Below are 25,450 nucleotides of genomic sequence, written 5' to 3'. Positions count from 1 at the left end.
AGAAATGAAAAGGAGTTGAATGTTCTGTGGCATACCTTCCACCTTACAAAATTGCACAACTGACCGTTGAAAATGGACAGAAAAAAGCGAATCTTCCTTTTTCAAGTGTACTCGTATTAGGTTTTCTCGGCGGAGCTTTCATATCCCTTGGCTACCTGCTTGATATTCGGGTTATTGCCAGTCTGCCAGAGGAATGGGGTTCCCTTAACTCATTGATCGGTGCGGCTGTTTTTCCTGTAGGACTTATTTTGATCATCATTGGTGGCGGGGAGCTGTTGACAGGAAATATGATGGCTGTTTCCATGGCTTATTTGTCAAGACGAATTTCGTTAGGATTACTATTGAAGAATTGGTTTTGGATTACTATATTTAACTTTATTGGAGCCTTGTTTATTGCTTATTTCTTCGGCCAGGTTGCGGAATTGACATCTGCTGGCCCTTACCTTGACAAAACGGTGGCGATTGCCGGCGGGAAACTAGAAGATGGTTTCTTTCCATCACTCGTCTCGGCAATTGGCTGTAATTGGCTAGTTGGCTTAGCTGTTTGGCTTGCATACGGTGCCGAGGATATCGGCGGTAAAATCCTGGCGATCTGGTTTCCAATCATGGCGTTTGTTGCGATTGGTTTCCAGCACGTTGTCGCCAATATGTTCGTCATTCCAGCAGCAATCTTCTCTGGCTATTACAGCTGGATTGATTTTATCAGGAATTTTATTCCGGTATTTCTTGGCAATGCAATAGGGGGCTCTGTATTTGTCTCGATGTTTTATTGGATTGCTTACCGTGGAACTATGGAAACGGAATCCCAGAAGGAATCAAAGCGAAAGCCAAACCATGCGGGAACAAAATGGTTTACCTTCCCGAAAGCAGGATTAAGGAGGCAAGGAAATGAGTAATTCAAAATTTACCATTGAAATCAACGGCAAAGAATACAATGCCGTGGAGGGACAGCGAATTTTAGAAGTCGCAAGGGCGGAAGAGGTATTTGTTCCTGGCGTCTGCTACCATCCAGACTTGGGAACCATCCAGACATGTGATACATGCTATGTGATGGTGGATGGGCAATTGACACGGTCCTGCACGATGAAGGTCGCGCCAGGGATGAAAATCGATACGGTGTCTGATCAAGTGAAGAAAGCCCAGTATGAGGCGATGTCTAGAATTCTTAAAAATCATGAACTGTATTGTACCGTTTGTGATAATAACAACGGCAACTGCACAATCCATAACACAGTAGAAGATATGGGACTAGCCCATCAGAAGTACCCATTTGAAGCAAAACCGTATCCACCTGATAATTCTCATCCTTTTTACCGTTACGAGCCTGATCAGTGCATTCTTTGCGGACGTTGTGTGGAAGCCTGCCAGGATCTTCAGGTGAATGAAACCCTCACGATTGACTGGAGCCGGGAAGTGCCAAGGGTTATATGGGACAATGACGTTCCGATCGACCAATCCTCTTGTGTTTCCTGCGGACATTGTGTGAATGTATGTCCTTGTAACGCTCTCATGGAAAAATCAATGCTTGGCAATGCTGGATTTTTGACGGGGATTGCTCCAAATATACTAGCCCCAATGATCGATATGACCAAAGAAGTGGAACCTGGATATCGTGAAATTTTTGCTGTATCTGAAGTGGAAGCAGCAATGCGAAAGGCTCGAATTAAACGGACAAAGACAGTCTGTACTTATTGCGGAGTCGGATGCAGCTTCGAGGTCTGGACGAAGGACCGGGAAATCTTGAAGATTCAGACGAAAACAGAAGCTCCAGTTAATGGAATCTCAACTTGTGTAAAAGGAAAATTCGGCTGGGATTACGTAAACAGTGAAGAACGGCTAACAAAACCGCTCATTCGGAAAGGGGAAGAATTTGTTGAAGCAACATGGGATGAAGCACTCTCCCTGATTGCCGAAAATCTATCTAAAATTAAAGAAGAGCATGGTCCAGATGCGATTGGCTATATCGCTTCATCCAAATGCTCAAATGAGGAAAACTTCCTGTTTCAAAAGTTTGCCCGTGGAATCATGGGGACCAATAATGTCGACAATTGCTCCAGATACTGTCAGTCTCCAGCGACGACTGGATTGATGCGGACTGTAGGCCTTGGCGGAGATTCAGGAACCATGGAAGATATCATGGCTTCTGATCTTGTCATCGTAGTAGGCGCTAATCCGGCTGAATCACATCCTGTTTTAGCGACTAGAATCAAGCGTGCCCACAAGCTCCATGGACAAAAGCTTGTCGTCGTGGATTTAAGGGAGAATGAACTGGCAGAGCGTGCCGATTTATTTCTTCATCCAAAGCCAGGAACTGACATCATCATGCTGAATGCGATTGCCAAATACTTTCTTGATCAAGGCTGGGAGGATGCAAGTTTTCTTCAAGAGCGTGTCAATGGTTTAGAAGAATACAAGTCGTCGCTTAAAAAATTCTCCCTTGAATATGCGGTGGAAAAAACCGGTCTCACTATGGAACAGCTGCTTCGTCTTGTCAAAATGATCAAGGAAGCAAAATCAGTCTCGATCCTCTGGGCTATGGGTGTTACGCAGCATATGGGGGCATCGGATACTAGCACCGCTATTTCCAATTTGCTGCTGGTAACTGGAAACTATGGGCGGACCGGTACAGGAGCTTATCCATTACGGGGGCATAACAATGTCCAGGGAGCATGTGATTTTGGGACACTTCCACCATGGATGCCTGGGTATGAGCCGGTAAATGATGAGACAGTCCGGGCTAAGTATAAGGCAGCGTGGGGAGTCGATTTGCCTGAAAATCCTGGTTATGACAACCATCATATGGTGGAGGCCATTAGCAAAGGGAAGATGAAAGCACTCTATCTATTTGGCGAGGATATGGCCATAGTGGACGCCAATTCAAACTATGTCCATTCAACTTTTGAAAAACTCGACTTCTTTGTAGTCCAAGATATGTTCTTCAGCAAAACCGCTCAATTTGCGGATGTTGTGTTACCTGCTGCACCAAGTTTAGAAAAGGATGGAACGTTCACGAACACTGAAAGGCGGATTCAGAGGTTCTACAAAGTATTTGAACCACTGGGAGACTCAAAGCCGGACTGGCTTATTTTCCAGGAACTAGCAAACCGACTGGGAGCAGACTGGAACTACCAGCACCCCTCTGAAATTATGGACGAAGCGGCCAAGCTTGCCAATCTATTCGCGGGAGTTAGCTATCAACGACTGGAGGAATGGGAATCGCTTGTATGGCCGGTAAAAGCGGATGGAACGGACACTCCGTTGCTTTATACCGAAAAATTCGCTTTCCCAGATGGAAAGGCAAGGCTCGTGCCTGTTGATTGGACTATACCATTTGACCCTGGCGCGGATTTTGATTTGCATCTCAATAACGGACGCATACTTGAACATTTCCACGAAGGCAATATGACTAACAAAACCGAGGGGATTGTGCACAAAGTACCTGATGTATGGCTCGAGATTTCACCTGAGCTTGCAGCTGAACGAAGTCTCGAGGATGGAGCACTTGTCGGGCTGACTTCGCCGTATGGCCATGTTGAAGTTCGGGTTATTGTAACGGACAGAGTAAAAGGGCATGAATTGTATTTGCCAATGAATACTGCCGATGATAACGAGGCTGTGAACAGGCTGACAAGCAGCTATCACGATATCATTACCCATACTCCTGCCTATAAGGAAATGGGAGTGAAAATGGTGGTGTTAGAACTTTCAGGAGTGCCGCCGCTTCCGAAACATAACCACCGTTATGGCAATCGAATTCCGCAGATCAGCGTGAAGGTAGAGGAAAAATGGCAGCGCTCCGACTATACACCCATTTCAGAAATAGATGACTTAAAGGAGGGATTTTATGGCGAAAGCGATCAGGCTAATTAGTAGACAGGTCCGGAATGAAACGGAAGAACGAGCTCAGGCAGCGGAAGAAATCTTGAAGTCGCTGGCTGACAATAAGGATGCCGTCCTGTCAATGATTGAAATGGCGAAAGAACTTCATGAAATGAAAGTCTTTGAGACAGCAGGAGCATTGTTGAAGCAGCGAAATGAGGTGGGAGTCATTGCCATGCAACAGGTCAATCAGCCTGCCGTGCACAATGTCATTAAAAGCGGTTTCGGATTGTTCCAATTTCTTGGCGGATTGCAGCCAGCCCAGCTTGAGACCCTTTTAAATGGTGTTACGCTTGGGTTGAAGCGAATGTCGCAAACTGGAGAACAAGGCAAGAAGCAAAGCCTCTGGAAAATGAGAATCAGGCTACGAAGTCCAGCAATCCGGGCTGCGATGACCACGATGGTAGATTTTATGGAGGGAATGGGGGAGGCCTTCCTAAGGAGCAGGGAAAAACGCGAATAGGGGGGAGTCACTGTGCAAGAAAAAATTTTCAAAATCAGTAATTTACATTCCGACGAAGATGCTCGTAAATTGACAGGAGCGATGCTTGACGTCTGGGGAATTTCCCAGGCAGAAGCAAGCACGCAGCACAAAACAGTTACCATCAAATTCGACGAAAGAATGTCTTCACAGGAAGACTTTAAACAGGCGGTGCGGGAAGCCGGTTTTGATCTGATTAGTGAATAACTACATTAAAAGAGGTGACAAAGATGAGAATATGCGAAGTTTGCGGGAGAAAAGAAGGCTTTGAAGAATACAAAGAAGATCTGTTCCAAGCTGTGATGCTCCATGTTTGCGACAGCTGCCGTGAGGATCGGAAAACTCAGCCGTTAGGAGATTGGGCATATTGATCGCGGAAGCAATTGCGGGTAATAGGTCGAGCGACAAATGAAGCTGAACCGAGGTGGCAGACGATGGAACCTATTGAAGTGAAACGGGAAATCATCCGGTACGGAAATGGACTTGCAGAACGAGTGGAAGACAGTATTGTTACAGAACACCCAGTGACAATCAAAATCAATGGCACAGAGTTTGCTACGATCGTTTGTTCACCTGATTTTATTGAGGACCTTGTCATCGGCTTTTTGGCATCTGAAGGCGTGATTCGAAAGTATGAGGATTTAGAAACGATCTGGATAGAAGAAAAGTCTGGCACAGCCCATGTTAAAACGAAAAAGATCAATCCATATTACCTTACTTTCCAAGGGAAAAGATATATTACATCCTGTTGTGGAGCAGGAAGGCAGGGCTACGTTTTTATTAACGATGCTCTGACTGCGAAAAAGATGGATCAAGTAAGAGTAACGATTTCATCTCAGGAATGTTTTTCTTTGATGAAGGACATGCAGGAATCATCCCAAGTGTTTCAAAATACGGGAGGAGTTCATAATGCGGCACTTTGCCAATCAGATAAAGTAATAATCTCAAGAATGGATATTGGCAGGCATAATGCTTTGGATAAAATTTATGGTCACTGCCTGAAAAACAGCATTCCACTTTCGGACAAAGTTCTTGCCTTTAGCGGGAGGATTTCTGCGGAAATCCTCCTAAAGGCATCCAAAATTGGCTGCGAGATTGTATTATCGAAATCTGCGCCTACAGAACTGGCCTTAAAGCTTGCAGAGGATCTGGGCATTACTACAATCGGCTTTGTTCGAGATGAATCCCTTAATGTGTACACTGGACAGGAAAGAGTATTCTTGGATTAATCCAAAGGAATTGGAAGTTATTTTTTGGATAGTTTAAGTTTTTCCCAAAATATACACGGTTGTCCTCATTGATATCTGGGTATATAACCTGTAAGAATGAGGAGGGATGTCTCATGAGTAAATTACTAAAAACAGCTATCAAATGGGGACCTGTTCTATATCCGATCGTCAAGAAAATAATGGACAGCAGGAAAACTTCCAAACTTTCCTCCAGATAAAACCAATGAAGGCCGTACAATGTCTGAAAAATGGCGATGTACGGTCTTTCTATGTATAATATCTATTTAGACCCGTTGTTCATGTTATAATAATGAAATAAAATAAATTTTTTCGTTTTTAAAGGAAGGTATCTATGGTTGAGGATCATATAACGAGAATTGAAATGAATGGCAAGGAATACATATTAATCGGTACGGCGCATGTATCGAGGCACAGCGCAGAGCAGGTAAAGGAAGTTATCGAGGCTGAGATGCCAGATTCCGTATGTGTGGAGTTAGATGAACAGCGTTATAAAACGATTACGGAAGGCTCTAAGTGGCAGGAAATGGATATCATTCAGGTCATTAAGGAAAAAAAGGCCTCGTTGTTACTGATGAATTTAGCTATCTCTTCGTTCCAAAATCGAATGGCGAGGGAACTTGGCATCAAAGCAGGCCAGGAAATGATTCAGGGGATTGAATCAGCAAAGGAAGTCGGTGCCCAGCTTATTCTAGCTGATCGTAATATTCAGATTACTTTTTCACGAATCTGGGGCAATCTAGGATTAAAAGGGAAGGCTCTCCTGCTTAGTCAAGTTATCACCAGCATCTTCAGCAAAGACAGCATCTCTGAGGAAGATCTTGAAAAGCTGAAGCAACAGGATACAATCAACGCTATGCTAAATGAGTTTACCGAGGCTTTTCCTCGTTTAAAAAAGCCGTTGATCGATGAACGCGATCAATATTTAGCTCAAAAAATTAAGGATGCACCAGGACAAAAAATTGTTGCTGTCCTTGGTGCAGCCCATATACCTGGCATCAAGGAACAGATTAAAAAAGACCATGACCTGAAAAAACTAAGGGAGGTTCCGCCAAAATCCAACTGGCCAAAAATCATCGGATGGAGTCTTCCAGTGTTTATTCTGGCAATCATCGTCTATACATTTTTAGCTAATCCTTCTGCGGGTTTTTCCCAGACGTTCAGTTGGATTCTATGGCATGGGAGCCTTTCAGCTCTGGGAGCAGCCATTGCCATGGGACATCCGTTAACCATCCTGACTGCATTTCTAGTAGCTCCGATTACATCGTTGAACCCGTTGCTTGCAGCAGGCTGGTTTGCCGGGCTAACACAAGCGTATATCCGCAGGCCAAGCGTGAAGGACTTCGGATCCCTTTCCGAGGATGTTTTCAGTGTAAAAGGGTTCTGGAGAAATAAAGTCAGCCGTATTTTGCTGATTGTTGTCCTTGCCAATCTTGGTAGCTCCATCGGAACTTTCATTGGTGGTGCCGATGTCATCCGGGTATTTCTAGAAAATTTATAAAATGACGGAACGGAACCATTAACAGGTTCCGTTTATTTGTGGCTTGACGAATAATTCTAAAGAAAAAGTGAAGAGAATGTGAAAAAACAAGATTAAATATGAACATTTTGTGACATTTTTTCGTAAATTCTGTTAATATTAACAGTACAAACGAAAAAGTGGAGGAATGAGAAGTGAGGAAACTTCTTATGTACTTTTATTTCATTGTTGGTATTTACTGTATTGTAAGCGGATTCTTGGCGGTGGTCTCGCATGGATTCCAACATGTTATCCTGTCACTGTGTCTAGCTGTCTTTAATTTTGGGATGTTTATTTTGTTTAAAAAAGAAGGGAGGATTCCTCAGCTTAGGTTAATTAAAGGACATAAAAGGGAAATAGCATAGACTTATCGGTTGATCTTTAAAATCAAAACAAAAAAACCAGACTCAGTGAGAGCCTGGTTTTTGTTTCTAATGCGAATGTCCGGACGTCATGACCCAGATAGAGCCTGCAACTATAACCACTGCAATGAACGCTGAATAGATAATATTGATATTGTTTGCGATTCGATCATTGCTTTCGTTGATGTGCATGAACATATATAGCTGGATACCGGCTTGGATAACTGCCAGTGTTCCAATGATCCACATAACGGCCGTCATGGAGAGGGAACTTTGCAGAGCAATCCATGCTGCTCCGAACGTCAAGACAAGCGACATGAAAAATCCGATGACATGACTGATTGGGAAGCCCTTAGAATGATTATCCATATTACATCACCAACCCTCTTAAATATACGAAAGTGAAGATGAAAATCCAAACGACGTCAAGGAAATGCCAGTAAAGCCCGAAGATAAACGTCTTGCGGGCAGTCACTGGAGTCAACCCTCTTTGCAGCATTTGGATGATCAGCAGGATAGCCCAACCGATCCCGATCGTAACATGCAGTCCATGCGTTCCCAGCAGGACGAAGAAGCTGGAAAGGAATGCGCTTGTTTGCATCGTTGCGCCTTCATGTACATAGTTTATGAACTCGCGGATCTCCATGAATAAGAATCCACCGCCGAGTAATAATGTAAAGACAAGCCACATCAACATGCCTTTCTTATTGCTGCGTCGCATCTCAAAAATCGAAATTCCCATCGTAAAACTGCTCGTTAATAGCAGGAAGGTTTGAATCAAAACGTCTTTTACGATAAAGAGATCACTCTGTCCTGGACCTCCTGCATGGCGTTCACTAAGGACACCATATACGCCAAAAAGAGTAGCGAAAAGTACTATTTCTGCTCCAAGGAAGATCCAGAAGCCAAGAATATTCATTCTATTTTGTTCTGTTTGGTATTCGAGCGGCAAAGCGGCGTTAACTTTAGCTGACATGGTTCTTCACTCCTTTGTTCCCGCCTTTTCTCCATTTGCGTTCAGTTTCAGAGATCTCATCCTTGTGAACATGGAAGCCTTCATCATAGTCAAACGAGCGGAAAGCCAATCCGACAAAAATTCCAAGTGCGGCAATGCCCGCAGCAATTGTCCATTCAAATACAAGCAGGAATCCTGAGATTCCGAACACTGCACCCATGTAAATCGGGATCCATGTGTTGCTTGGCAAGTGGATTTCTTCCACTTCATCTTCAGAAAGCGGCTGAAGTTCATTGTTCTTTTTCATATGCCAGAACGCATCAAGCTTCGTTACTTCAGGAAGGGAAGCGAAATTATATTGTTGGACAGGAGAAGCAGTTGCCCACTCTAGTGTCCTTGCATCCCATGGATCATTTCCAATATTGCGGTCCGCATGGCGAGCACTCCAGTAAATATTATATACAAGAGCGGCAAACCCTGCTGCAAGAATGATCGATCCAACAGCAGAAAGTAGCATCAGTGGCCCAAAGCCAGTTTCAGCAGAGTAGGTGTATGCACGGCGGACTGCACCATCAAGCCCTAAGAAGAACATTGGCATGAATGTAACATTAAAGCCAATCACGAATAGCCAAAAATGCCATTTTCCGATTTTTTCATTCAGCATGTAGCCGAACATTTTCGGCCACCAGTAATAAAGGCCAGCAAAGATCGGGAACACAACACCAGGAATCAAAACATAATGGAAGTGTGCAACCAGAAACAACGTGTTGTGATATTGATAATCAGCTGCTGCCATAGCAAGCATGACACCTGTCACTCCGCCAATCACAAAGTTTGGAACAAATGCAAGTGCCCAAAGCATGGAAGTCGTAAACTTGATCCGTCCTTTTCTCATTGTGAACAGCCAGTTGAACACCTTCACACCAGTTGGAATCGCAATTGCCATTGTTGTGATCGAGAAAAAGGAGTTCACAGCTGCATTATTGCCCATTGTGAAGAAATGGTGTACCCAAACAAGCATGCTTAGAACAGATATCAGCACAATGGAAACGACCATTGATTTGTAACCAAAAAGCGTTTTGCGGGCGAATGTAGAGATAATATCTGACAGCATCCCGAACGCTGGCAGGACGACAATATACACTTCTGGATGTCCCCATAACCAGAACAGGTTTGCCCATAGCATATCCATCCCGCCACCGGAAATGGTAAAAAAGTGTGCCCCAAATGTGCGGTCAAATGTCATCAACGCTAGCGCAACTGTAAAAATAGGAAAACTAGCAACAATAATGATCGATGTAATGAACGAAGTCCAGGTGAACATTGGCATCTTCATCAATGTCATGCCTTTGGTTCTCATTTTTAACACTGTAACTATGAAGTTAATACCGGTCATCAAAGTTCCAGCACCAGCTATTTGCAAAGCCACAGCATAAAAGTTATTCCCGATGCCTGGACTGAATTCTTTGCCGGCAAGAGGGAAGTAGGAAGTCCACCCAGCATCTGGGGAACCACCGATAATGAATGAAAGGTTAAACAGCGCAGCAGCGCTTGCAGTCAGCCAGAAACTAAGTGCGTTTAGCTGAGGAAAAGCAACGTCCCGAGCACCTATCTGTAATGGCACTGCAAAGTTCATGAGACCGATCAACAATGGCATCGCAACAAACAAGATCATGATGACACCGTGAGTCGTAAAAACTTCATTGTAATGCTGTGCATTCAAGAATTCATTTTCCGGAACTGCTGTCTGACTTTTCATCATCAATCCATCAACTCCGCCGCGGAAAAACATCACGACACCAAGCAAAATATACATAATACCTATTTTCTTGTGATCAACAGTTGTCAGCCATTCAGTCCAAAGGTAATTCCATTTTTTAAAATAAGTGATTCCGGCTATTGCTCCAACTAACGACAGAGCAATCCCGATCTGTGAAGCAAAAATCAGTGGATCGCCGGTTACGAAAAATTCATCCCATTTAATGCCCACTGTGCCCACCTCCGTTTGGATCCTCAGCTTCTGAGTCTTTCTGATTCATCGTTTCCGAGTTGTTACTGTCTGTATTTTTGTACTTGTAATTATTCTTGTCTTCAAAAATTTTACCTGGCCAGCCATGTCCTCTGTCATACAATTCAGGGTTGGTGTAATTCTTGGAGTGAGGATCGGAATGATCAACCCATTCAAGATGACTATTGGAGAATGTCTTGCGGCCGAAGTGTGATGGCTCCAGCATTTTCTCATACTCTTCAAGAGTCATTTTAGGTGCCGTTTCTTTTACGTCCTTAATCCACTGGTCAAAATCTTCCTGTGTCTGGGAGAGGACTTCGAATTCCATTCCTGCATAGCCTTGGCCATTGAAGTTTGTATTTCTGCCTACAAATGAGCCAGGGTTGTCAGCGACAAGGTAGAGCTGGGTCTCGGCATGGGCCATAGAGTATTTTTGGCCGCCAAGTGCAGGTACCCAGAAGCTTTGCATCGTACCTGCGGAAGTCAATTTAAAATCAATTGGACGATCTTCAGGAATATTCACATAGTTAACTGTCTCAATCCCTTGTTCTGGATAGCTAAAAATCCATTTCCAGTCAGCGGAAGTGACATTAATAACAAGCGGTTTTTTATCTTCGTAGCCTTTAGGTATTTCGTCTATTGCATAAATTGTTTTGACAGTTGGGATGGTTAAGGCAACGATAATCAAAATAGGAATCACTGTCCAAATAATTTCCAATGCTGTGCTTCCGTGCTCTTCCGGTGGCTCATAATCCAAATTGTCTTTTCGCTCGCGGTATTTCCAGACAATAAAGGCGAACAGTCCAAAAACAACCACTGTAACAAGTAGCAACAAAGCTATCGAAAAGTTGATTAGCTCAAGAATTTGCCTTGCGATTGGTCCCTCTGGGTTGAAAACTACCATATTGTTTTCACAGCCACTAAGCAGCAGCACAGTTATGATCGAGGTGAGGGAGACCAAAAAAAGTTTTGATTTCTTCATCACTGCAACTCCTTTCAAAATTAATCCTTGTACATTTTATCACAAACTTATGTTTATAAGTTCACAAATTTATCATACTTTCTCCAAAATAAACGGTAAGTTGTGGTAAAAAGTGTGATAAATATCACACATGTTTGTTTATAACTATTCTAACATGGCAATTGTTACAGTTTTGAGGATAATTGTGAACAAATTATGAAAACAAAAATTGGCATCTTCGTGAATTTCTAACAACAGATATTGACGTAAAAAGGGAAGCTAGGAGGGATGAATTTAATGGGAACGAGGAAATGAAAGCTAATTGTGTAGATTTTTTGATTAATCATTCACGAACATGTTGATATCAGAAATTGGTATGGTGAGGATAGGGTTGGATTAACCATTTAAAAAGCCTAGTTATGATACAATAAGAGGCGGATTAACAGAATTCGGCTCGCGTTTGAATGGAGGAATAAAGTAGTTATGTTAACAGACAACTTATCAGGGAAGATAGCCGTTATCACAGGTGCAAATAGTGGAATCGGCTTTGAGGCAGCAAAGTATTTTTCAGCAAAGGGAGCATTTGTCATTCTAGCTGTTCGAAATGAGAGTAAGGGCCAGATAGCTTTGGAATCCATTTTGAGGGAAAATCCAAATGCTAAAGTAAATATAATGAAGCTTGACCTTGCTGACCTTAAAAGTGTTCGCAACTTTGCAAAAAGTTTTATGGAGAAGTTCGAATTCTTGAATCTCTTGGTTAATAATGCCGGAGTCATGATTCCTCCTTATGGAAAGACAAAGGATGGTTTTGAACTTCAGTTTGGCAGCAATCACTTAGGTCATTTTGCTTTAACCGGACTATTACTGCCACTATTAAAAAACACACCGGGTTCACGTGTGGTTACTTTGAGCAGTATTGCCCATAGAGGAGCAAAGCTTGATTTTGACAATTTAGATGGGTCAAAAGGTTATAAGGCAATGAAGTTCTATGGTCAGAGTAAACTTGCAAATCTTTTGTTTGCCAAAGAATTGGATAATCGCTTCAAACAGCATGAGATAGAGAGCATAAGTGTTGCCTGCCATCCTGGATTATCAAATACGAATCTATTTCATTTCGGAAAAGGAGAAACACCTGCTTTTATAAAAGGACTGATGAAATTCATTACACAACCTGCTGAAAAGGGTTCTTTGCCAACAATTTATGCAGCTACGGAAGACAGCCTTAAAGGCGGGGAGTACATCGGACCGGACGGAAGAGGGAATCGAAAGGGGAATCCTGCGATTGAAGTACCGGCTTCAAATGTGTATAACATAGAAACGATGAATAGATTGTGGTCCATTTCTGAAGAAATGACAGATGTTTTTTATCATTTTTAGGCTTTTTATAATAGATGGTCTTGCTCAATCTGGCAGGACCATCTATTTATTTAATGCACCAAATCATCTCTTTTATCTATATAGAGTGTTCCATCAGGCTGGATTTCTGCAAAAAACACCTCATCCAATGAATTGGTACCAGATTGATGCAGCTGTTGCACGAGCCAGCTTTGATCTTTATTCATTTTAGCCAGATTTTGAAGATTGACCTGACCGTCAGCTATGAGTTCTGTCGAAAGCGGAACAAAATTACCTTGTGTAACGGCAATATTTAAATCTTTTTTCGTAACTATTTGTTTGTTCGGTTTTTTCATAACAGAAAGCTTTCCATCCGTTTCAAAGATAGCATAATCGACATCGCTTAATGAAAAGACATTTTTTCTAAATTATTTGCAATCAGGTAAAATATATTCTATGAGTTTGAAGTTGGAAATGTAAAACCGTGAGTGAGGGAGTGTGGAAGAAATCCGTAGCAGGAATGGGATCTGGAATAATAAAGAAGAAGGTTCCGAAAGGAACCTTCTTCTTTTCAGAAAACGATTATAGTTTTGTTACGTTAGCAGCTTGTGGTCCGCGAGCGCCTTGCTCCACGTCGAAAGATACTTTTTGTCCTTCGTCTAATGATTTGAAACCTTCGGATTGGATAGCAGAGAAGTGTACGAATACGTCGTCTCCACCTTCGCGCTCGATGAATCCAAAACCTTTTTCTGCGTTAAACCATTTTACTGTACCTTGTTCCATTACTTTTACCTCCTAGTGCCATTCGCACAAATGTTACTATCCTTGCCCAAAGTGATCATTAAGACGAAATAATTTCTATCCTTTACACCGAACAAAAATAATTCTACTCCATCATATCAAATAATGGTGTTAAAAGCAAACGAAAAAGAGAGATTTCATTCTATTTACCCATTTTAAAACGAAGGGATTTATTGAGTCCTCCTAACCACCATCTGGTCGCCAAATGTTAGTTTCACTATGTCTCCCTTGAGCGTTGTTGCTAGTTCCTGAGAGATTGCATCTTGTTCTTCTTTATTCTCCGCAAGCAAGGTTAGCTGCCGTCCGCCGATCACCCGGTCTTTAGAAAGGGTGACCAAGGCAATGATATCAAATCGGGGAATTCCGCCTATTTCCTGTCCCATATTTTTAATTCCTCCCAACAAAATTAGTGCTAAGAACATCTTTGTTCTTTTTTGTACTTTCAAGCAGTGGAGTTTTTTTGATTGCTTCGATTAAACGGTCGGCGTCTTTAAGTATGGGAACAAAGGTAATGATGACTTTTCCATTTTCAAAATCCTTTCTTGTATAGTGGTAGCGTTTAAGGCCAAGTGTCCGTGTAGCTTCAAACAAGGCAGCTTGCTGCTGACCAAAATGATCCAAAGTGATTCGGAATCTTTCCTCATTGGGACTGATCACAGCGGCAATTCCCTCTTTTTGAAATAAAGACGATGCATCATCCGATCCAAGCAGATTTGTTACATAGATACCATTAACATATAAATCATTGTTTTTAAGGGATATGATTCCTGATTCAACTTCCGCTATGTCTCCAATCGTTTTTCCTTTAGAGAATCGTTTCAGTACAAATAAAAGGATAAAACCGGTGATAATACCTGACACGATATTAATCGCCATGATCTTGCTGTTGATTAATTGCATTGTCAGTGCAGATCCGAATGAAACGATCAGTGCAAAATAATTGCGAGCCTCGAAAGTTTTGGCGATTCCATCGATATAGGCATTTCCCCTGCTTGTATATTCTGCATCTTCCAGATCTTTCAAGCTTTCTCTTTCGGCTTTTCTGACGTCTCGGAACTGCTGGATGGCCAATGTCAGGAAGGTAACGGCAATAAAGTTCTTTGTCATTAGAGCTGGAATTGCTACGGCTCCGAGAGCTGCTGCTACAAATCCAGTCACAAGGTTCGTAAGATAACCATTAGGGTAACTGGGATATTGCCGAAAATCCTCCTTAACAGTGAGGATGCGGGCGCAGGTCCCTGTACTAATGGCAACTATGATCATGATAATATGTTCGGTAGAAATGATGTCTGTTTTCATATAGTCACTCCGTTGTTTCCTCCATTTGATAGCTTCCATGCTTAAATCTTTGATACATATAAAATGGACAAAAGGAATAATAATGAATGATAGCTTATCCAAAAAGATCTAATACTTTAAAAAGATGGGATGCGCTTATGATCGCTTTTTTCCAAAAAAACGGTTTGGTTGTTGCAGGAGGAACCATTCAAGGGTTGGGAATGGGGCTTTTTTTATTTCCACACGCGATCCCTTCGGGTGGCGCAGGTGGAATAGCTGTTCTATTAAATTATTTTTTTCACCTTGATATGGGATTTGCTCTTTGGATCGTCAATTTCTCCATGCTAGTGGTCGCCACAAAATACCTCGGGAACAAAAGCGCATTATGGACGATGCTTGCTATCACCATAACCTCAATAACGGTAGCGTTTTGTGAACAATATTATCTGACTGTGAACCGAAATGAATGGTTTGATTTACTCATCGGATCGATCTTTTTAGGAACCGGAATCGGCATATTACTTAGGGAAGGAGTTTCCAATGGTGGTGTCGGGGTCATTGCCCTCATTCTTGCCAGAAGGAGAAACTCGCTTCCCGGTCCTGCACTTTTTTGGATTAATAGCAGTATTTTTATTATGACTGGCTTCCTTATTAACATCGAACTCATTGTGCAAGCACTGATTAGTCAATGGATTTCCACGAAAATCGTGGATATTGTGTATTACTATCGTTTTCATCAGGCATACACTTTAGACTGGCGAAGAAAATAGTTAAACATAATTATATCGGAAGGCTGAATATTTCTCCTTTTCTCCGCTTGGCTTACTAACGTGAATCGTCAGAATTGCTAGCAAACCTACAATAAATGTCAGAGTAGCGATTGACAGAAACATACCCGTACGCGACCAATCCATTAACCGAGTGAAGACAGGCGGACCGACTGCAACACCTAGAAAACGCACAGAGCCATATAGCGATGTGACAAAACCGCGCATTTCCTTGCCAACTGAACCTGTGATTAAACTATTGAGACAAGGGAGTACCAATCCTGTTCCGATACTGCTAAAGATCAGGATAAACAAAAATGGGACTATTTTTTCCACAAAAACTAAACTGACATAGGACAAGGTCATCAGCAGAAAACCAAGAACGGTCAGGCGCTTCATCACCAGCATGTTTTTCCCGATTTTTGCGCCTGTTATATAGGCAGTACCACCTTGAACAAGCAAAGGGATTGCCAAAATCAGTCCCTTTTTGACCCCATTAATGCCGTATTGGACCTCTAGAGTATCTGAAAGATAGAAGAGTATTCCAAATAGGGTAAATAAACAGGTCGCACCCGCAAGATAGGTAGTAAATAGCCATCTGCCCTCCATTTTAAAAACATTCATTAGACCATGTACATACTTTTCAAATGGAGGAGGTGCCTGTCGATTTCGCTTTTCTTTAATGAACATCCAGGTGAGGATGATAGATATAAGACAGATCGCCGGAAAGGCATAAAAAACGGCAAACCAGGCAACAATTGCAAGCAGCGAGCCAATGATCGGCGATAAAACTTTTCCTAAGCCGTTTGAAGCTTCCACAATGCCGAGAACGCGGCTTTGTTCACCGCCTTTAAATAAATCGCCTGTGAGCGCCATTGCTATCGGCGCGGTCCCAGCTGCACCGATTCCTTGGAGAGTCCTGCCAATAAGAATCCAAATATAGGAATTCGTCAGCACATTAGAAGCAAAACCGGCAAGTAAACCACCTACACCATATAAAATCAGCGCTGGCAGGATAACGATCTTCCTTGAGAATCGGTCAGACAAGTAGCCAAGAATGGGAATAAAAATTGCTGCTGCAACCGAAAAAACGGTAATGGTTAAGCTAACCTGAAGCTGTGTCAATCCTAGTTCTGATTTCATTTTTGGGAGAATGGGGATAAGCATCGAATTCCCCAATGTCATAATTAATGGGATAGACCCGATGGCAGCAATCAGCATCCCTTTATTTTTTTTTGCCAAAAATCCTGCACATCCTTTATGAAAAATTCTTATTTTAGATTGATTGGCGGCGCTACAATCCAACCTTTTTCTTTCATGATTTTCATTAGCTTGTCTTCATACTCACTTTTTTGAACATGAAACTCACCAAACATTTCTGGTATATCTGATCTGATTGCGATGCCCATTATATAACTGTCCTTTATTTTGCCGACCACCAATTCCCGTTGTACTAATAAAGCAATTTCCGGATCATTGAAACGTGCACCTGCAGGAATATCTTCCACCTGTACATCAGGTCGGGCAGGAGGTGCTGGCGGAAGACGGATTCCATTTTGCTTCAATATCGCTTCTGTTTGCTGCTCCTCTTGCTTATAACAATTCTCCAGCAAATCCTCTAAAAAAACCTTCAAATCATGATCCCCAGTATGATTGATAAAAATTTGCAGTGTGACCATATACCCTTTTGTTGCATAAAGATGCGACCATAAATTAAATACTTCACCTGAATGTAGAGGTTCATTTTCAGGTTTTTCACTAAACATTCCCATCTATGTTCCCTCCGAATCTTCAATTCACTTTCTGGTTAGTTTACCTGCTTTGATTTTTTTTATGTTTTTTATTTTGTTCGATTCAGGAACCTACTTTTTTCCTTTTACATAGGCTAAATCAGTTACAAATGGAGTTCAAGGGGAGTAGGGAAATGAGATTCAATTCATTGTTTTACAAAAAAATTTTTACAGGTTTTGTATTGTTTTTCGCCCTTGTCCTGACGAGTTGCAGTCAAGATGGGGGAACGCAGCAAGGGAAAGATGCTATGTCTTCTGATAAATCCATTCGAATTGGCTATCAAAAAAATGGTCCGCTAGTTATATTAAAGTCTTTGGGCACGGTGGAAAAGGAGCTGGAGAAAAAAGGAGTAAAAGTTGAATGGAAGGAATTTCAGGCAGGACCTGCATTAATGGAAGCTTTAAATGCGGGAAGCATCGATTTTGGAAGAACAGGGGATTCACCGCCAATATTTGCACAGGCCTCCGGTTCGCCAATTGTCTATGTTGCTGCTGGATATTCAAAATATGAGGGTAGTGGAATTCTCATTCCAAAGAATTCTCCGATTCAATCTCTGGCTGACTTAAAAGGGAAGAAGATCGGCTTTGTCAAAGGTTCAAGCTCCCATTACCTACTTGTTAAGGCATTAGAAAAAGCAGGTCTTGATTATAGCGATATCACTCCAGCCTACCTACAGCCAGGGGACGCTCGAGTCGCCTTCGAACAAGGAAGTATTGATGCCTGGGTAACGTGGGACCCATTCACTGCTGACACTCAACTAAATTCTGATGCTACATTGCTTGTGAATGGAGAAGGATTGACATCTGACCGTGATTTTTTCGTTGCGAACGCGAACTACGCGAAAAAAAATAAAGAAATCCTTGAGATTATTGTAAATCAGATCCAACATTCATCAGAATGGGCAAATGGTCATCAGAAAGAACTTGTGACCATGATTGCCCCACTGCTGAAAATTGATGAAAAATCGATAGAAATGGCCGTCCAAAGACGAGAGTACGGAGTCGACCCCTTAACAGATGAAATCAAAAAGGAACAGCAAGCAAAGGCAGATACTTTCTATCATCTGAAAATCATCCCTAAAGAAATTCATGTAGAGGAAGCAATGATGGATTGAGTGGGTTAGGAGGAGAAATTTTATGCAAGCTCGTTTTAAGGCTGGTATACGCCGGATGATTCCCTGGGCTTTACCGGTATTATTATTGGTATTATGGCAGCTGTTTTCATGGAATGGAGTCATTTCAGATAGAATATTGCCGGCCCCGAGTGACGTATTTACAGCGGCAATTGAATTGACGAGTACAGGGGAGTTGACTGATCATATCTCGATCAGCCTGGGAAGGGCAACGCTTGGATTTCTGATTGGTGGCCTTCTTGGCTTTTTCCTTGGAATCATGAACGGAATCTTCCGTTTTTCTGATCTATTGCTTGATACGTCGATACAAATGCTAAGGAATATTCCGCACCTCGCGCTGATTCCTTTAGTGATCTTATGGTTTGGAATAGATGAGACTTCCAAAATTTTTCTCGTCGCTCTCGGTGTTTTATTTCCGGTGTATATTAATACGTATCACGGAATTAAAAATGTGGAAGGTGATTTGATTGAAATGGGCAAAGCATATGGATTACGAGGATCCAAATTGTTTTTTTCAGTCATTTTCCCCGGAGCTTTATCCTCCATCTTAGTTGGCATCCGATTTTCACTAGGAGTGATGTGGCTCACATTGATTGTCGCAGAAACCATTTCTGCTCACTCAGGAATTGGCTATATGGCCATGAATGCAAGAGAATTTATGCAGATGGATGTCATTGTGTTAAGCATTCTCATCTATGCTTTGTTTGGAAAATTCTCTGATATGGTTGCGAAGTATATGGAAGAAAAATGGCTTAAGTGGAAGACATAATCAACGAGGAGGTTCGGGAATGAAAAAGGATGCTCGAGTACCGCATATTCACCTCAATCAATTGAAAAAGAGTTTTGATCATACTGTTGTATTGGATGGAATCAATTTGAAAGTAAACCAGGGTGAATTTATTGCCATTGTAGGAAAAAGCGGCTGTGGAAAAAGTACCCTTTTGCGGTTAATTGCAGGACTGGAACATTACAACGAAGGATCGATTTCGATTAAAGACAAGGAACTTGCAGGTCTCAATACACAGGCAAGAATCATGTTTCAGGATGGACGTCTGCTTCCGTGGAAAAGAGTCCTCGAAAATGTCGGATTGGGCTTGAAAGGGGACTGGCGACAAACTGCAATCGCTGCGTTAAGAGATGTAGGGCTCGAAGGTAGAATGCATGATTGGCCCTCAAAGCTTTCGGGAGGGCAAAAACAAAGGGTTGCACTTGCAAGAGCGCTGGTGCATAAACCGGAGATTCTGCTCCTGGATGAACCGCTAGGAGCATTGGATGCACTTACAAGACTGGAAATGCAGGAACTTATTGAATGTATATGGGAGAAAGAAAAAATCACAACCATCCTAGTAACACATGATGTAGAAGAAGCTGTTGCTCTTGCTGATCGAGTCATCCTAATTGAAGATGGAAAAATTGTCTTAAGTAAAAACATTAATCTTTCAAGACCAAGACAGAAAACTCAGCAGGTTTTTGTTAATATTTCAGAAGAGATTTTATCTAGAATTGTCGACCCAAACGAACAGAATCTGCGTCTCATTATAAAATAGCAATTTAAACCTACTCGGTTTTCACGCCATATAAAATACACGCAACACCACAAAGGATCCATATCATTTTTTGAAATGAAATTCGATCAGAAAGACCAAGTAACCCTATCGCCGTGGTTGCGATAAGGATGAGAGGGCCAACAAAAGCAAGGGTGCTATTAACAATAAGAGCTTTTTCTACATCATTAAATTTTAAGATGAGTACGGCTGCGAATATTTCAAGGCTCCCCGAAAAAAATCGTAACAGAGCCATTCCGATTATTGCTTTTTCAAATAACTGTACCATCGTAATCCTCCCCGGAAACCTTTTAGCATTTTATTGTATGCACGGTGCCAAGAATAAAGGACAAGAAAAAAAGCATATCAGAACTTTATCTGTTATGCCTTTTCTTCTATATTGAATAGGTTTCTGCTCTCTTCGCTTCTTTGACGTTAAACAGCTTTTCGTAAATGTTTGAAACTTCCCTTTGAAAGAATAGTTCTTTCGAGCCTATGGCCCATCATTCCAGCTAAAACAGCTAGAATAATGTCTTTTGGAAGAGGAGCAACCATCCAGAGCCATGCCAGCTTATACGTGAATCCTTCTGGTGCTGCCGCCCATAATTTATAGGCAAAATACATCCAGTTTGTACCTACTACATAATTAATAAAAAGACCTGCGAGTGCTGCTGAGATGAAAGCTGCAAGTGAACGATTATTCTTAACAACCTTGCCTGCTACATAAGCTGTTAAAATAAACGATAGAATAAATCCGAATGTAGGGCTGATCAATGTGGAAAATCCTGCGCTGAACTGCGCAAAAACAGGAACACCTGCTAGCCCAACCAAGGCATATACCGTCATTGAAATCGCTCCTAGCCGGCTGCCCAGGATGATTCCCGCTAAAATGGCAAAGAAGGTTTGCAAGGTAATGGGGACACCTCCTATTACCATGAATGGTACAAGTGCGGTGATGTTCGCTCCAATCGCCATTAGACCAACAAACATGGATGCAAGTGTTAAATCAAGTGCTTTTAATTTCAACTAAAACGCCCTCCTTTTTCCTCTAAAACAAGAATAAACTTTCTTGATTATTTATGTCAACTAAAAATAATATTGGTTAACAATTTTAATATCAGCAGACGGCTGTCGTATTTCCTTGATGGTTTGGATATTGCGGCTACTCCCCATATATACAAACACGAGAAATTGTGCGACAATAATGAATTAGAGGTGAGCTATGATGTCTACAATCGCAATTGTGGAAGACGACCCAACAGTATTTGAAATGCTTCAAGTTTTTCTAATTAGAGATGGATATAAAATTCAGAGGTTCTCTGATTCTACTGGAGTGATCGAGTATATTCAACAAACCCCTCCCGACTTACTTTTGCTAGACTGGATGTTACCAGGGGTCAGCGGGATTACTTTGTTGCAGGAAATTCGCAAAATTACAACTACGCTTCCTATCATTATGTTGACTGCAAAAGATGATGTCGTCGATTTAGTCATCGGCCTTGAAGGAGGCGCTGATGATTATGTTACTAAGCCATTTAGTCCGTTCGCGCTCTTAGCACGGATAAAAGCTCATTTGCGGCGCATGGAAACTTTTGGTTCCATTACTCAGGTGGTCACCAGCAATCAAATTCAAGACAATTTTATTGCGGGGCAAAACTATCAAATTAACCTAGACACTCGTGAGGTTGTCTTACATAATCAAATGATCGAAAGTTTAACGCCAAAAGAATTTGATATTCTTGTTTTCTTAGCAAGACATCCAAAACATGTATTTTCACGAGAACAATTAATCGAAACTATCTGGGGATATGATTATATTGGCGATGATCGTACCGTAGATGCTCATATTAAACGGTTAAGAAGGAAAATTTCTACTCCGCCTTATTCTTGGATTCATACTGTGTGGGGATCTGGTTACAAATTTGATGGGGATATCGTCGATGAAACTTAGATTTTTCCACCAGCTTTTTATCAGTCATATATTCGTATCGGGACTTTTGTTGACTCTGATCGTCGGCTCAACTTACATGCTGCTTCCGAATCTCCTATATCAATTAAAAATACAGCAGTTTGAAAAAATAGGGTCTTATTTAATTTTAAACCCAAGCCTTGTTCAGCCATCAAATGGTCGAGATGTATCATTGCACATACAATTAATCAAAAAAAATGTACCGATCCAAAACACACCTAATCCAAACGCTTCCAATATAAATCTGGGAGATTCGGATTGGGCAAAACTGAACAAGGGAGAAAAATTAGAATTTCGCCAAGACCGACAACACTTTAGCATTCCTATGACGGTTCTCATCATGCCTGTTCAACAAGATGAAGCTTTGCTTATCGCTTCCCCGTTAAACGAAATTGAAATAGCAACCAAAGAATTACAAAGTCTTTTATGGAAAGTAACTGCCATTCTCATGCTATCTGTATTTTTTATAAGCATTTTATTAGCTAGACGATTACAAAGTAGAATCTCCACCATGCGTGAAATGACCCGGATAATAGCCGATGGGGAATTTGGCAAACAAATTCCAGTAAAAGGTCAGGATGAAATTGCGGACCTTGCCCATGATTTGAATCGAATGAGCCAAAACCTTGAAATCACTTCAAAAGAAGTCGAACGGCTTGAACTCTTACGTTCACAGCTATTTGCCGACTTATCTCATGAAATAAAAACACCGCTCACATCGATTCGTGGCTGGATTGAGGCGCTTCGGAACGGATATATACAGAATGATCAACAGCAGCGAGTTTATTTTATGATTGAAAATGAAACCTTACGATTGATCCGAATGGTACAGACCACTATGGATCTGGAACGATTGCGCAGCGGTCAAGCACCACTCCAATATAAAACCATTGATTTATGCAAGATGGTGGAACAAGTTACAGATCAAATGCGTATATTGGCTGATGAGCAGGAGCTTCAGCTTACCAACGAATGTTCTGGTAGCCATCATAACCTCACGATAATGGGAGATGAGGACCGTCTCCGGCAAGTACTGATAAACCTTTTAAAGAACGCATTGCAATTCACTTCTTCAGGCCTTATAAAAATAAGCTGTTCTGCCGATGCGGATGAAGTTCGGATTGAAGTGGAAGATACCGGAATAGGAATGACGCCCGAGGAGCAGAAGCTCATTTTCGACAGATTTTACAAAGTTGATCCATCTCGTTCCTTGCAAAGAGGGGAGATGGGATTAGGACTATCTTTGGTCAAAGCCATCGTCGAAGCTCATAACGGAAAGATTGAATTAACCAGTATAGTTCAGCAAGGATCGATATTTCGTGTGATACTTCCGCGACTTCAGTAAGAAACTCGCCACCACTAGCAGTGACGAGCATGTATAATGGATTACAATTTATCTAATTCTGTTTGAAACGCATTGAGATGATTGTATGATGCGTTCATCAATTTTCCAAAGACATCCTTGACGTCAGCAGGAAGATCGGGTTGTTCCAAGAAAAATTCATACATCTTGATGTTATCAATTTCGGCTTGAACTCCCATTTGATAGACCTCTTTCAATGTCTCTGGTATTTCTACCTTGCTTGTATCTTCAGGCATCGGCAGTTGATACTCACTGAACAGCGGGACCAACAAATCAATGTGATGCTGTTCTGCTTCTGAGATGTTACTAAATGGACTGTCTACATTAAACTGCTCCATAATGATTTCATATTCAGCTAAGGCAAAGTATTCATCACGGATGGCGAAGTCAAGCATTTCTTCCAGTGAAGGATCTACGAGACTTAAAGACGGATGATCGGAGGTGGCTTGGCTTAGATCCGGTTTCACTTGATTGTGACCCTTACCTTGACCTTGCTGCCCTTGACCTTGATGTCCCTGACCTTGTTGTCCTTTGCCTTGTTGACCCTGTACCTGTGTATTCGTATTTGTTTCTTCAGCTTGAGTTGTTTGTATCGTATTCTCTTGGGGAGCTGGGGATGAAGCATTTGCCAGCAAAATACCTCCTCCAGTTAAAAGTCCGATAGCTGCTACTGTTGAAATCATAAATTTCTTGTTCATGTCAATCTCTCCTTTTTATCTATCATTCTGTCCTACAACCTTAGAATACAGAGAGAGTTTGACGGGCTAAAGACGAATTTATGACGAAAATAAGTTTTTTCATGGGGGATTTCCCTGGTGCTGTAGTTTATCTGTATTTTTCATGGAAAGGGGAGAGTATTATGCCAGAAAGTAAGCACGAAGTAATCATTGATGTTCCGATAGAAAAGGTTTGGGATTTTGTTAAAGAGATGGATAATTGGGCTCCTTTACTGCCGGGTTATATCAACCATGAAAAGCTGAATGAAAACCAGTCTAGTTGGACTTTCAGGGAGACGGTCGGAGTTTTGAAAAAGAAGCTTAGTTTGCTCGTAACAATCAAAGAATGGATCGAGCCTAGTAGAGTATTATTTGAATTAGATGGAATCAATGAAAATCTGAAAGGGAATGGTTATTTTCATGCCGAAACAGTTCAAATCAATAAAACAAAGATGACCGGATTTCTTGAATTGACAGCAGAAGGTGCCCTTGCGACAGTAATGAATGCGGTTATGAAGAGTTCCTTGCCAAAAAGCGGACAAAAATTAACAACCGCAATTGCAGAAGAGTTGGAACGAGGAATGTGAATTTCACTAGTGCATAAGGGAGTTTGCTTTAGAACATGACTAAATTATATGAAGCAGATCTTTATGGGCCAATTAAAGATCATTTTATAAAACAAGGGTATCGGGTAAACGGGGAAGTGCATGACTGTGATTTAACGGCTGTAAAAGACGGAAACCTTATCATTGTCGAATTAAAACTGACATTAAATATTGATCTTTTGCTTCAGGCAACTAGAAGGCTGCGCCTTACTGATTTGGTGTACATAGCCATTCCGAAACCAAAAAAGCAATCAAGAAAACGATGGAATGATGTCGAACACCTGTTAAAAAGGCTGGAAGTTGGCTTGATTATTGTAACGGTTACCGGCAATCGAAAATCCATTGAATTTAAACTTCATCCAGAACCCTTTACTCGTGTGACGAACAAGAACCACCGTAAAAAAGCAGCTTTACTCAAGGAAATTGAGGGAAGAAGCGCCGACTATAATATTGGCGGCAGCAATAAAAGGAAGATCATGACCGTCTATAAAGAAAATAGTATCCATATAGCATGCTATCTTAAAAAGCTTGGACAGATGTCCCCAAAAGCACTTGTGGCCCTCGGAACAGGCGAAAAGACACCATCCATCCTTCAGAAAAACTATTATAAATGGTTTGAGAGAGTGGAGAGAGGCATTTACGCATTAACAAACGAAGGAATAGCAAACCTGAAGGAATATCCGGAACTCGTGGCGTATTATACACAGAAACTAGAAGGAAAAGGTGAATGATCGAAG

At 41.6% G+C, this 25,450-nt stretch carries 29 protein-coding genes and 1 pseudogene; 17 read left to right on the top strand and 13 right to left on the bottom strand.

Going from position 1 to position 25,450, the window contains the following annotated elements; genetic code table 11:
• Positions 1 to 26 precede the first annotated feature (26 nt).
• The 8 genes from J2S25_RS07130 (at position 27) to J2S25_RS07095 (ending at position 7,108) form a co-directional block, all read left to right on the top strand.
• The gene (locus J2S25_RS07130) at positions 27 to 896 is read left to right on the top strand and encodes a formate/nitrite transporter family protein (protein ID WP_084221744.1); all 870 of its coding nucleotides are present in this window, start codon (positions 27 to 29) and stop codon (positions 894 to 896) included.
• Complete coding sequence (fdhF, locus tag J2S25_RS07125) at positions 889 to 3,870, top strand: formate dehydrogenase subunit alpha (RefSeq protein ID WP_044392196.1); 2,982 nt, start codon at positions 889 to 891, stop codon at positions 3,868 to 3,870. The genes J2S25_RS07130 and fdhF overlap by 8 nt, the downstream gene beginning before the upstream one ends.
• Positions 3,845 to 4,342, top strand: a complete 498-nt coding sequence (locus J2S25_RS07120; RefSeq protein ID WP_044392197.1) for a helical membrane plugin domain-containing protein — start codon at positions 3,845 to 3,847, stop codon at positions 4,340 to 4,342. Before fdhF ends, J2S25_RS07120 begins: the two co-directional genes overlap by 26 nt.
• Before the next feature lie 12 nt (positions 4,343 to 4,354).
• Positions 4,355 to 4,567, top strand: coding sequence for a heavy-metal-associated domain-containing protein (locus tag J2S25_RS07115; RefSeq protein ID WP_044392198.1), 213 nt, complete (start codon positions 4,355 to 4,357; stop codon positions 4,565 to 4,567).
• Positions 4,568 to 4,590: 23 nt separating this feature from the next.
• A complete protein-coding gene (locus J2S25_RS07110; protein ID WP_157841618.1) occupies positions 4,591 to 4,731 on the top strand; it encodes a hypothetical protein in 141 nt (46 codons plus the stop codon).
• Between the two features lie 63 nt (positions 4,732 to 4,794).
• Positions 4,795 to 5,589: a formate dehydrogenase accessory sulfurtransferase FdhD gene (gene fdhD / locus J2S25_RS07105; RefSeq protein WP_044392199.1), complete on the top strand. Its 795-nt coding sequence runs from the start codon at positions 4,795 to 4,797 to the stop codon at positions 5,587 to 5,589.
• A 113-nt stretch (positions 5,590 to 5,702) separates the two neighbouring features.
• Positions 5,703 to 5,807, top strand: coding sequence for a small protein YxzF (yxzF, locus tag J2S25_RS20145; protein WP_241768440.1), 105 nt, complete (start codon positions 5,703 to 5,705; stop codon positions 5,805 to 5,807).
• 134 nt (positions 5,808 to 5,941) lie between these two features.
• Positions 5,942 to 7,108: a TraB/GumN family protein gene (locus J2S25_RS07095; RefSeq protein ID WP_044392201.1), complete on the top strand. Its 1,167-nt coding sequence runs from the start codon at positions 5,942 to 5,944 to the stop codon at positions 7,106 to 7,108.
• A gap of 449 nt (positions 7,109 to 7,557) precedes the next feature.
• Here J2S25_RS07095 and qoxD read toward each other — a convergent pair whose 3' ends face one another.
• The 4 genes from qoxD to qoxA are packed head-to-tail and all read right to left on the bottom strand — an operon-like array spanning position 7,558 to position 11,433.
• Positions 7,558 to 7,857: a cytochrome aa3 quinol oxidase subunit IV gene (gene qoxD, locus J2S25_RS07090; protein WP_044392203.1), complete on the bottom strand. Its 300-nt coding sequence runs from the start codon at positions 7,855 to 7,857 to the stop codon at positions 7,558 to 7,560.
• Position 7,858: 1 nt separating this feature from the next.
• Entirely contained in the window at positions 7,859 to 8,464 is a 606-nt protein-coding gene (gene qoxC, locus J2S25_RS07085) for a cytochrome aa3 quinol oxidase subunit III (protein WP_044392204.1), read from the bottom strand.
• Positions 8,454 to 10,433 (bottom strand): cytochrome aa3 quinol oxidase subunit I, encoded by a 1,980-nt coding sequence (gene qoxB, locus J2S25_RS07080; protein ID WP_044392205.1) that lies wholly within the window; start codon positions 10,431 to 10,433, stop codon positions 8,454 to 8,456. The genes qoxC and qoxB overlap by 11 nt, the downstream gene beginning before the upstream one ends.
• Positions 10,423 to 11,433: a cytochrome aa3 quinol oxidase subunit II gene (gene qoxA, locus J2S25_RS07075; RefSeq protein WP_044392206.1), complete on the bottom strand. Its 1,011-nt coding sequence runs from the start codon at positions 11,431 to 11,433 to the stop codon at positions 10,423 to 10,425. The genes qoxB and qoxA overlap by 11 nt, the downstream gene beginning before the upstream one ends.
• Positions 11,434 to 11,895: 462 nt before the next feature.
• On the opposite strand from qoxA, the gene J2S25_RS07070 reads away from it, so the two are divergent.
• Entirely contained in the window at positions 11,896 to 12,789 is an 894-nt protein-coding gene (locus tag J2S25_RS07070; RefSeq protein WP_044392207.1) for an oxidoreductase, read from the top strand.
• A 50-nt stretch (positions 12,790 to 12,839) separates the two neighbouring features.
• On the opposite strand, the pseudogene J2S25_RS07065 reads toward J2S25_RS07070, so the two are convergent.
• From J2S25_RS07065 to J2S25_RS07050, 4 genes and pseudogenes are all read right to left on the bottom strand, one after another.
• Positions 12,840 to 13,157, bottom strand: a pseudogene (locus tag J2S25_RS07065) (DUF421 domain-containing protein); the annotation flags it as partial.
• Between the two features lie 172 nt (positions 13,158 to 13,329).
• Positions 13,330 to 13,530 carry a cold-shock protein gene (locus tag J2S25_RS07060; protein ID WP_044392209.1) on the bottom strand — a complete coding sequence of 67 codons (201 nt, stop codon included), beginning with the start codon at positions 13,528 to 13,530 and terminating at the stop codon, positions 13,330 to 13,332.
• A gap of 188 nt (positions 13,531 to 13,718) precedes the next feature.
• Positions 13,719 to 13,931 carry a capping complex subunit for YIEGIA gene (locus tag J2S25_RS07055; RefSeq protein WP_044392211.1) on the bottom strand — a complete coding sequence of 71 codons (213 nt, stop codon included), beginning with the start codon at positions 13,929 to 13,931 and terminating at the stop codon, positions 13,719 to 13,721.
• 4 nt (positions 13,932 to 13,935) lie between these two features.
• Positions 13,936 to 14,847: a YIEGIA domain-containing protein gene (locus J2S25_RS07050; protein WP_044392213.1), complete on the bottom strand. Its 912-nt coding sequence runs from the start codon at positions 14,845 to 14,847 to the stop codon at positions 13,936 to 13,938.
• Positions 14,848 to 14,933: 86 nt separating this feature from the next.
• Here J2S25_RS07050 and J2S25_RS07045 point away from each other — a divergent pair, with 86 nt between their 5' ends.
• Positions 14,934 to 15,596 (top strand): YitT family protein, encoded by a 663-nt coding sequence (locus J2S25_RS07045; RefSeq protein WP_241768441.1) that lies wholly within the window; start codon positions 14,934 to 14,936, stop codon positions 15,594 to 15,596.
• Here J2S25_RS07045 and J2S25_RS07040 read toward each other — a convergent pair whose 3' ends face one another.
• Positions 15,597 to 16,814 (bottom strand): MFS transporter, encoded by a 1,218-nt coding sequence (locus J2S25_RS07040; RefSeq protein WP_044392246.1) that lies wholly within the window; start codon positions 16,812 to 16,814, stop codon positions 15,597 to 15,599.
• A 50-nt stretch (positions 16,815 to 16,864) separates the two neighbouring features.
• The gene (locus J2S25_RS07035) at positions 16,865 to 17,365 is read right to left on the bottom strand and encodes a DUF3231 family protein (protein ID WP_044392215.1); all 501 of its coding nucleotides are present in this window, start codon (positions 17,363 to 17,365) and stop codon (positions 16,865 to 16,867) included.
• Between the two features lie 152 nt (positions 17,366 to 17,517).
• Between J2S25_RS07035 and J2S25_RS07030 the strand changes: the two genes are divergently transcribed.
• Genes J2S25_RS07030 through J2S25_RS07020 form a run of 3 tightly spaced genes read left to right on the top strand, consistent with a single transcriptional unit; the run spans position 17,518 to position 20,063 of the window.
• Positions 17,518 to 18,498 carry a sulfonate ABC transporter substrate-binding protein gene (locus tag J2S25_RS07030; RefSeq protein WP_044392217.1) on the top strand — a complete coding sequence of 327 codons (981 nt, stop codon included), beginning with the start codon at positions 17,518 to 17,520 and terminating at the stop codon, positions 18,496 to 18,498.
• 22 nt (positions 18,499 to 18,520) lie between these two features.
• Positions 18,521 to 19,285: an aliphatic sulfonate ABC transporter permease SsuC gene (gene ssuC, locus J2S25_RS07025; RefSeq protein WP_044392219.1), complete on the top strand. Its 765-nt coding sequence runs from the start codon at positions 18,521 to 18,523 to the stop codon at positions 19,283 to 19,285.
• A 19-nt stretch (positions 19,286 to 19,304) separates the two neighbouring features.
• On the top strand, positions 19,305 to 20,063 hold the full coding sequence (locus tag J2S25_RS07020; protein WP_044392221.1) for an ATP-binding cassette domain-containing protein: 759 nt from the start codon (positions 19,305 to 19,307) through the stop codon (positions 20,061 to 20,063).
• A gap of 10 nt (positions 20,064 to 20,073) precedes the next feature.
• Here J2S25_RS07020 and J2S25_RS07015 read toward each other — a convergent pair whose 3' ends face one another.
• Together J2S25_RS07015 and J2S25_RS07010 are read right to left on the bottom strand one after the other, a co-directional pair.
• Positions 20,074 to 20,349, bottom strand: coding sequence for a YqhV family protein (locus J2S25_RS07015; RefSeq protein ID WP_044392223.1), 276 nt, complete (start codon positions 20,347 to 20,349; stop codon positions 20,074 to 20,076).
• Positions 20,350 to 20,495: 146 nt separating this feature from the next.
• Positions 20,496 to 21,086: a biotin transporter BioY gene (locus J2S25_RS07010; RefSeq protein ID WP_044392225.1), complete on the bottom strand. Its 591-nt coding sequence runs from the start codon at positions 21,084 to 21,086 to the stop codon at positions 20,496 to 20,498.
• Between the two features lie 196 nt (positions 21,087 to 21,282).
• Here J2S25_RS07010 and J2S25_RS07005 point away from each other — a divergent pair, with 196 nt between their 5' ends.
• Together J2S25_RS07005 and J2S25_RS07000 are read left to right on the top strand one after the other, a co-directional pair.
• Positions 21,283 to 22,011, top strand: a complete 729-nt coding sequence (locus J2S25_RS07005; RefSeq protein ID WP_044392227.1) for a response regulator transcription factor — start codon at positions 21,283 to 21,285, stop codon at positions 22,009 to 22,011.
• A complete protein-coding gene (locus J2S25_RS07000) occupies positions 22,001 to 23,374 on the top strand; it encodes a sensor histidine kinase (protein WP_044392229.1) in 1,374 nt (457 codons plus the stop codon). Before J2S25_RS07005 ends, J2S25_RS07000 begins: the two co-directional genes overlap by 11 nt.
• 41 nt (positions 23,375 to 23,415) lie before the next feature.
• Here the strand turns inward: J2S25_RS07000 and J2S25_RS06995 are convergent, their stop codons facing one another.
• Positions 23,416 to 24,090, bottom strand: coding sequence for a ferritin-like domain-containing protein (locus J2S25_RS06995; protein WP_307191564.1), 675 nt, complete (start codon positions 24,088 to 24,090; stop codon positions 23,416 to 23,418).
• Positions 24,091 to 24,251: 161 nt separating this feature from the next.
• On the opposite strand from J2S25_RS06995, the gene J2S25_RS06990 reads away from it, so the two are divergent.
• Together J2S25_RS06990 and J2S25_RS06985 are read left to right on the top strand one after the other, a co-directional pair.
• Positions 24,252 to 24,695 carry an SRPBCC family protein gene (locus J2S25_RS06990; RefSeq protein ID WP_044391109.1) on the top strand — a complete coding sequence of 148 codons (444 nt, stop codon included), beginning with the start codon at positions 24,252 to 24,254 and terminating at the stop codon, positions 24,693 to 24,695.
• Positions 24,696 to 24,730: 35 nt separating this feature from the next.
• A complete protein-coding gene (locus tag J2S25_RS06985) occupies positions 24,731 to 25,444 on the top strand; it encodes a DUF2161 domain-containing phosphodiesterase (RefSeq protein WP_044391110.1) in 714 nt (237 codons plus the stop codon).
• Positions 25,445 to 25,450 lie beyond the last annotated feature (6 nt).

The sequence above is a fragment of the Mesobacillus stamsii genome, from assembly GCF_030814065.1.
Lineage (GTDB): Bacteria > Bacillota > Bacilli > Bacillales > Cytobacillaceae > Mesobacillus > Mesobacillus stamsii.
The sequence above is the reverse complement of the archived record's forward strand: the minus strand, read 5'-3'. Positions and strand labels throughout refer to the sequence as shown.

Excerpts from the sequence above, each read along its gene's own strand:
- yxzF (WP_241768440.1), top strand. The coding sequence starts at position 5,703 with ATGAGTAAATTACTAAAAACAGCTATCAAATGGGGACCTGTTCTATAT.
- J2S25_RS07055 (WP_044392211.1), bottom strand. The coding sequence starts at position 13,931 with ATGGGACAGGAAATAGGCGGAATTCCCCGATTTGATATCATTGCCTTG.
- J2S25_RS07095 (WP_044392201.1), top strand. The coding sequence starts at position 5,942 with ATGGTTGAGGATCATATAACGAGAATTGAAATGAATGGCAAGGAATAC.
- J2S25_RS06985 (WP_044391110.1), top strand. The coding sequence starts at position 24,731 with ATGACTAAATTATATGAAGCAGATCTTTATGGGCCAATTAAAGATCAT.
- J2S25_RS07020 (WP_044392221.1), top strand. The coding sequence starts at position 19,305 with ATGAAAAAGGATGCTCGAGTACCGCATATTCACCTCAATCAATTGAAA.
- J2S25_RS07110 (WP_157841618.1), top strand. The coding sequence starts at position 4,591 with ATGAGAATATGCGAAGTTTGCGGGAGAAAAGAAGGCTTTGAAGAATAC.
- J2S25_RS07040 (WP_044392246.1), bottom strand. The coding sequence starts at position 16,814 with ATGCTGATTGCTGCCATCGGGTCTATCCCATTAATTATGACATTGGGG.
- ssuC (WP_044392219.1), top strand. The coding sequence starts at position 18,521 with ATGCAAGCTCGTTTTAAGGCTGGTATACGCCGGATGATTCCCTGGGCT.
- fdhD (WP_044392199.1), top strand. The coding sequence starts at position 4,795 with ATGGAACCTATTGAAGTGAAACGGGAAATCATCCGGTACGGAAATGGA.
- J2S25_RS06990 (WP_044391109.1), top strand. The coding sequence starts at position 24,252 with ATGCCAGAAAGTAAGCACGAAGTAATCATTGATGTTCCGATAGAAAAG.
- J2S25_RS07000 (WP_044392229.1), top strand. The coding sequence starts at position 22,001 with ATGAAACTTAGATTTTTCCACCAGCTTTTTATCAGTCATATATTCGTA.
- J2S25_RS07070 (WP_044392207.1), top strand. The coding sequence starts at position 11,896 with ATGTTAACAGACAACTTATCAGGGAAGATAGCCGTTATCACAGGTGCA.
- J2S25_RS07050 (WP_044392213.1), bottom strand. The coding sequence starts at position 14,847 with ATGAAAACAGACATCATTTCTACCGAACATATTATCATGATCATAGTT.
- qoxC (WP_044392204.1), bottom strand. The coding sequence starts at position 8,464 with ATGTCAGCTAAAGTTAACGCCGCTTTGCCGCTCGAATACCAAACAGAA.
- J2S25_RS07005 (WP_044392227.1), top strand. The coding sequence starts at position 21,283 with ATGATGTCTACAATCGCAATTGTGGAAGACGACCCAACAGTATTTGAA.
- J2S25_RS06995 (WP_307191564.1), bottom strand. The coding sequence starts at position 24,090 with ATGAACAAGAAATTTATGATTTCAACAGTAGCAGCTATCGGACTTTTA.
- J2S25_RS07120 (WP_044392197.1), top strand. The coding sequence starts at position 3,845 with ATGGCGAAAGCGATCAGGCTAATTAGTAGACAGGTCCGGAATGAAACG.
- J2S25_RS07045 (WP_241768441.1), top strand. The coding sequence starts at position 14,934 with ATGATAGCTTATCCAAAAAGATCTAATACTTTAAAAAGATGGGATGCG.
- qoxD (WP_044392203.1), bottom strand. The coding sequence starts at position 7,857 with ATGGATAATCATTCTAAGGGCTTCCCAATCAGTCATGTCATCGGATTT.
- qoxA (WP_044392206.1), bottom strand. The coding sequence starts at position 11,433 with ATGAAGAAATCAAAACTTTTTTTGGTCTCCCTCACCTCGATCATAACT.
- J2S25_RS07015 (WP_044392223.1), bottom strand. The coding sequence starts at position 20,349 with ATGGTACAGTTATTTGAAAAAGCAATAATCGGAATGGCTCTGTTACGA.
- fdhF (WP_044392196.1), top strand. The coding sequence starts at position 889 with ATGAGTAATTCAAAATTTACCATTGAAATCAACGGCAAAGAATACAAT.
- J2S25_RS07035 (WP_044392215.1), bottom strand. The coding sequence starts at position 17,365 with ATGGGAATGTTTAGTGAAAAACCTGAAAATGAACCTCTACATTCAGGT.
- J2S25_RS07030 (WP_044392217.1), top strand. The coding sequence starts at position 17,518 with ATGAGATTCAATTCATTGTTTTACAAAAAAATTTTTACAGGTTTTGTA.
- J2S25_RS07060 (WP_044392209.1), bottom strand. The coding sequence starts at position 13,530 with ATGGAACAAGGTACAGTAAAATGGTTTAACGCAGAAAAAGGTTTTGGA.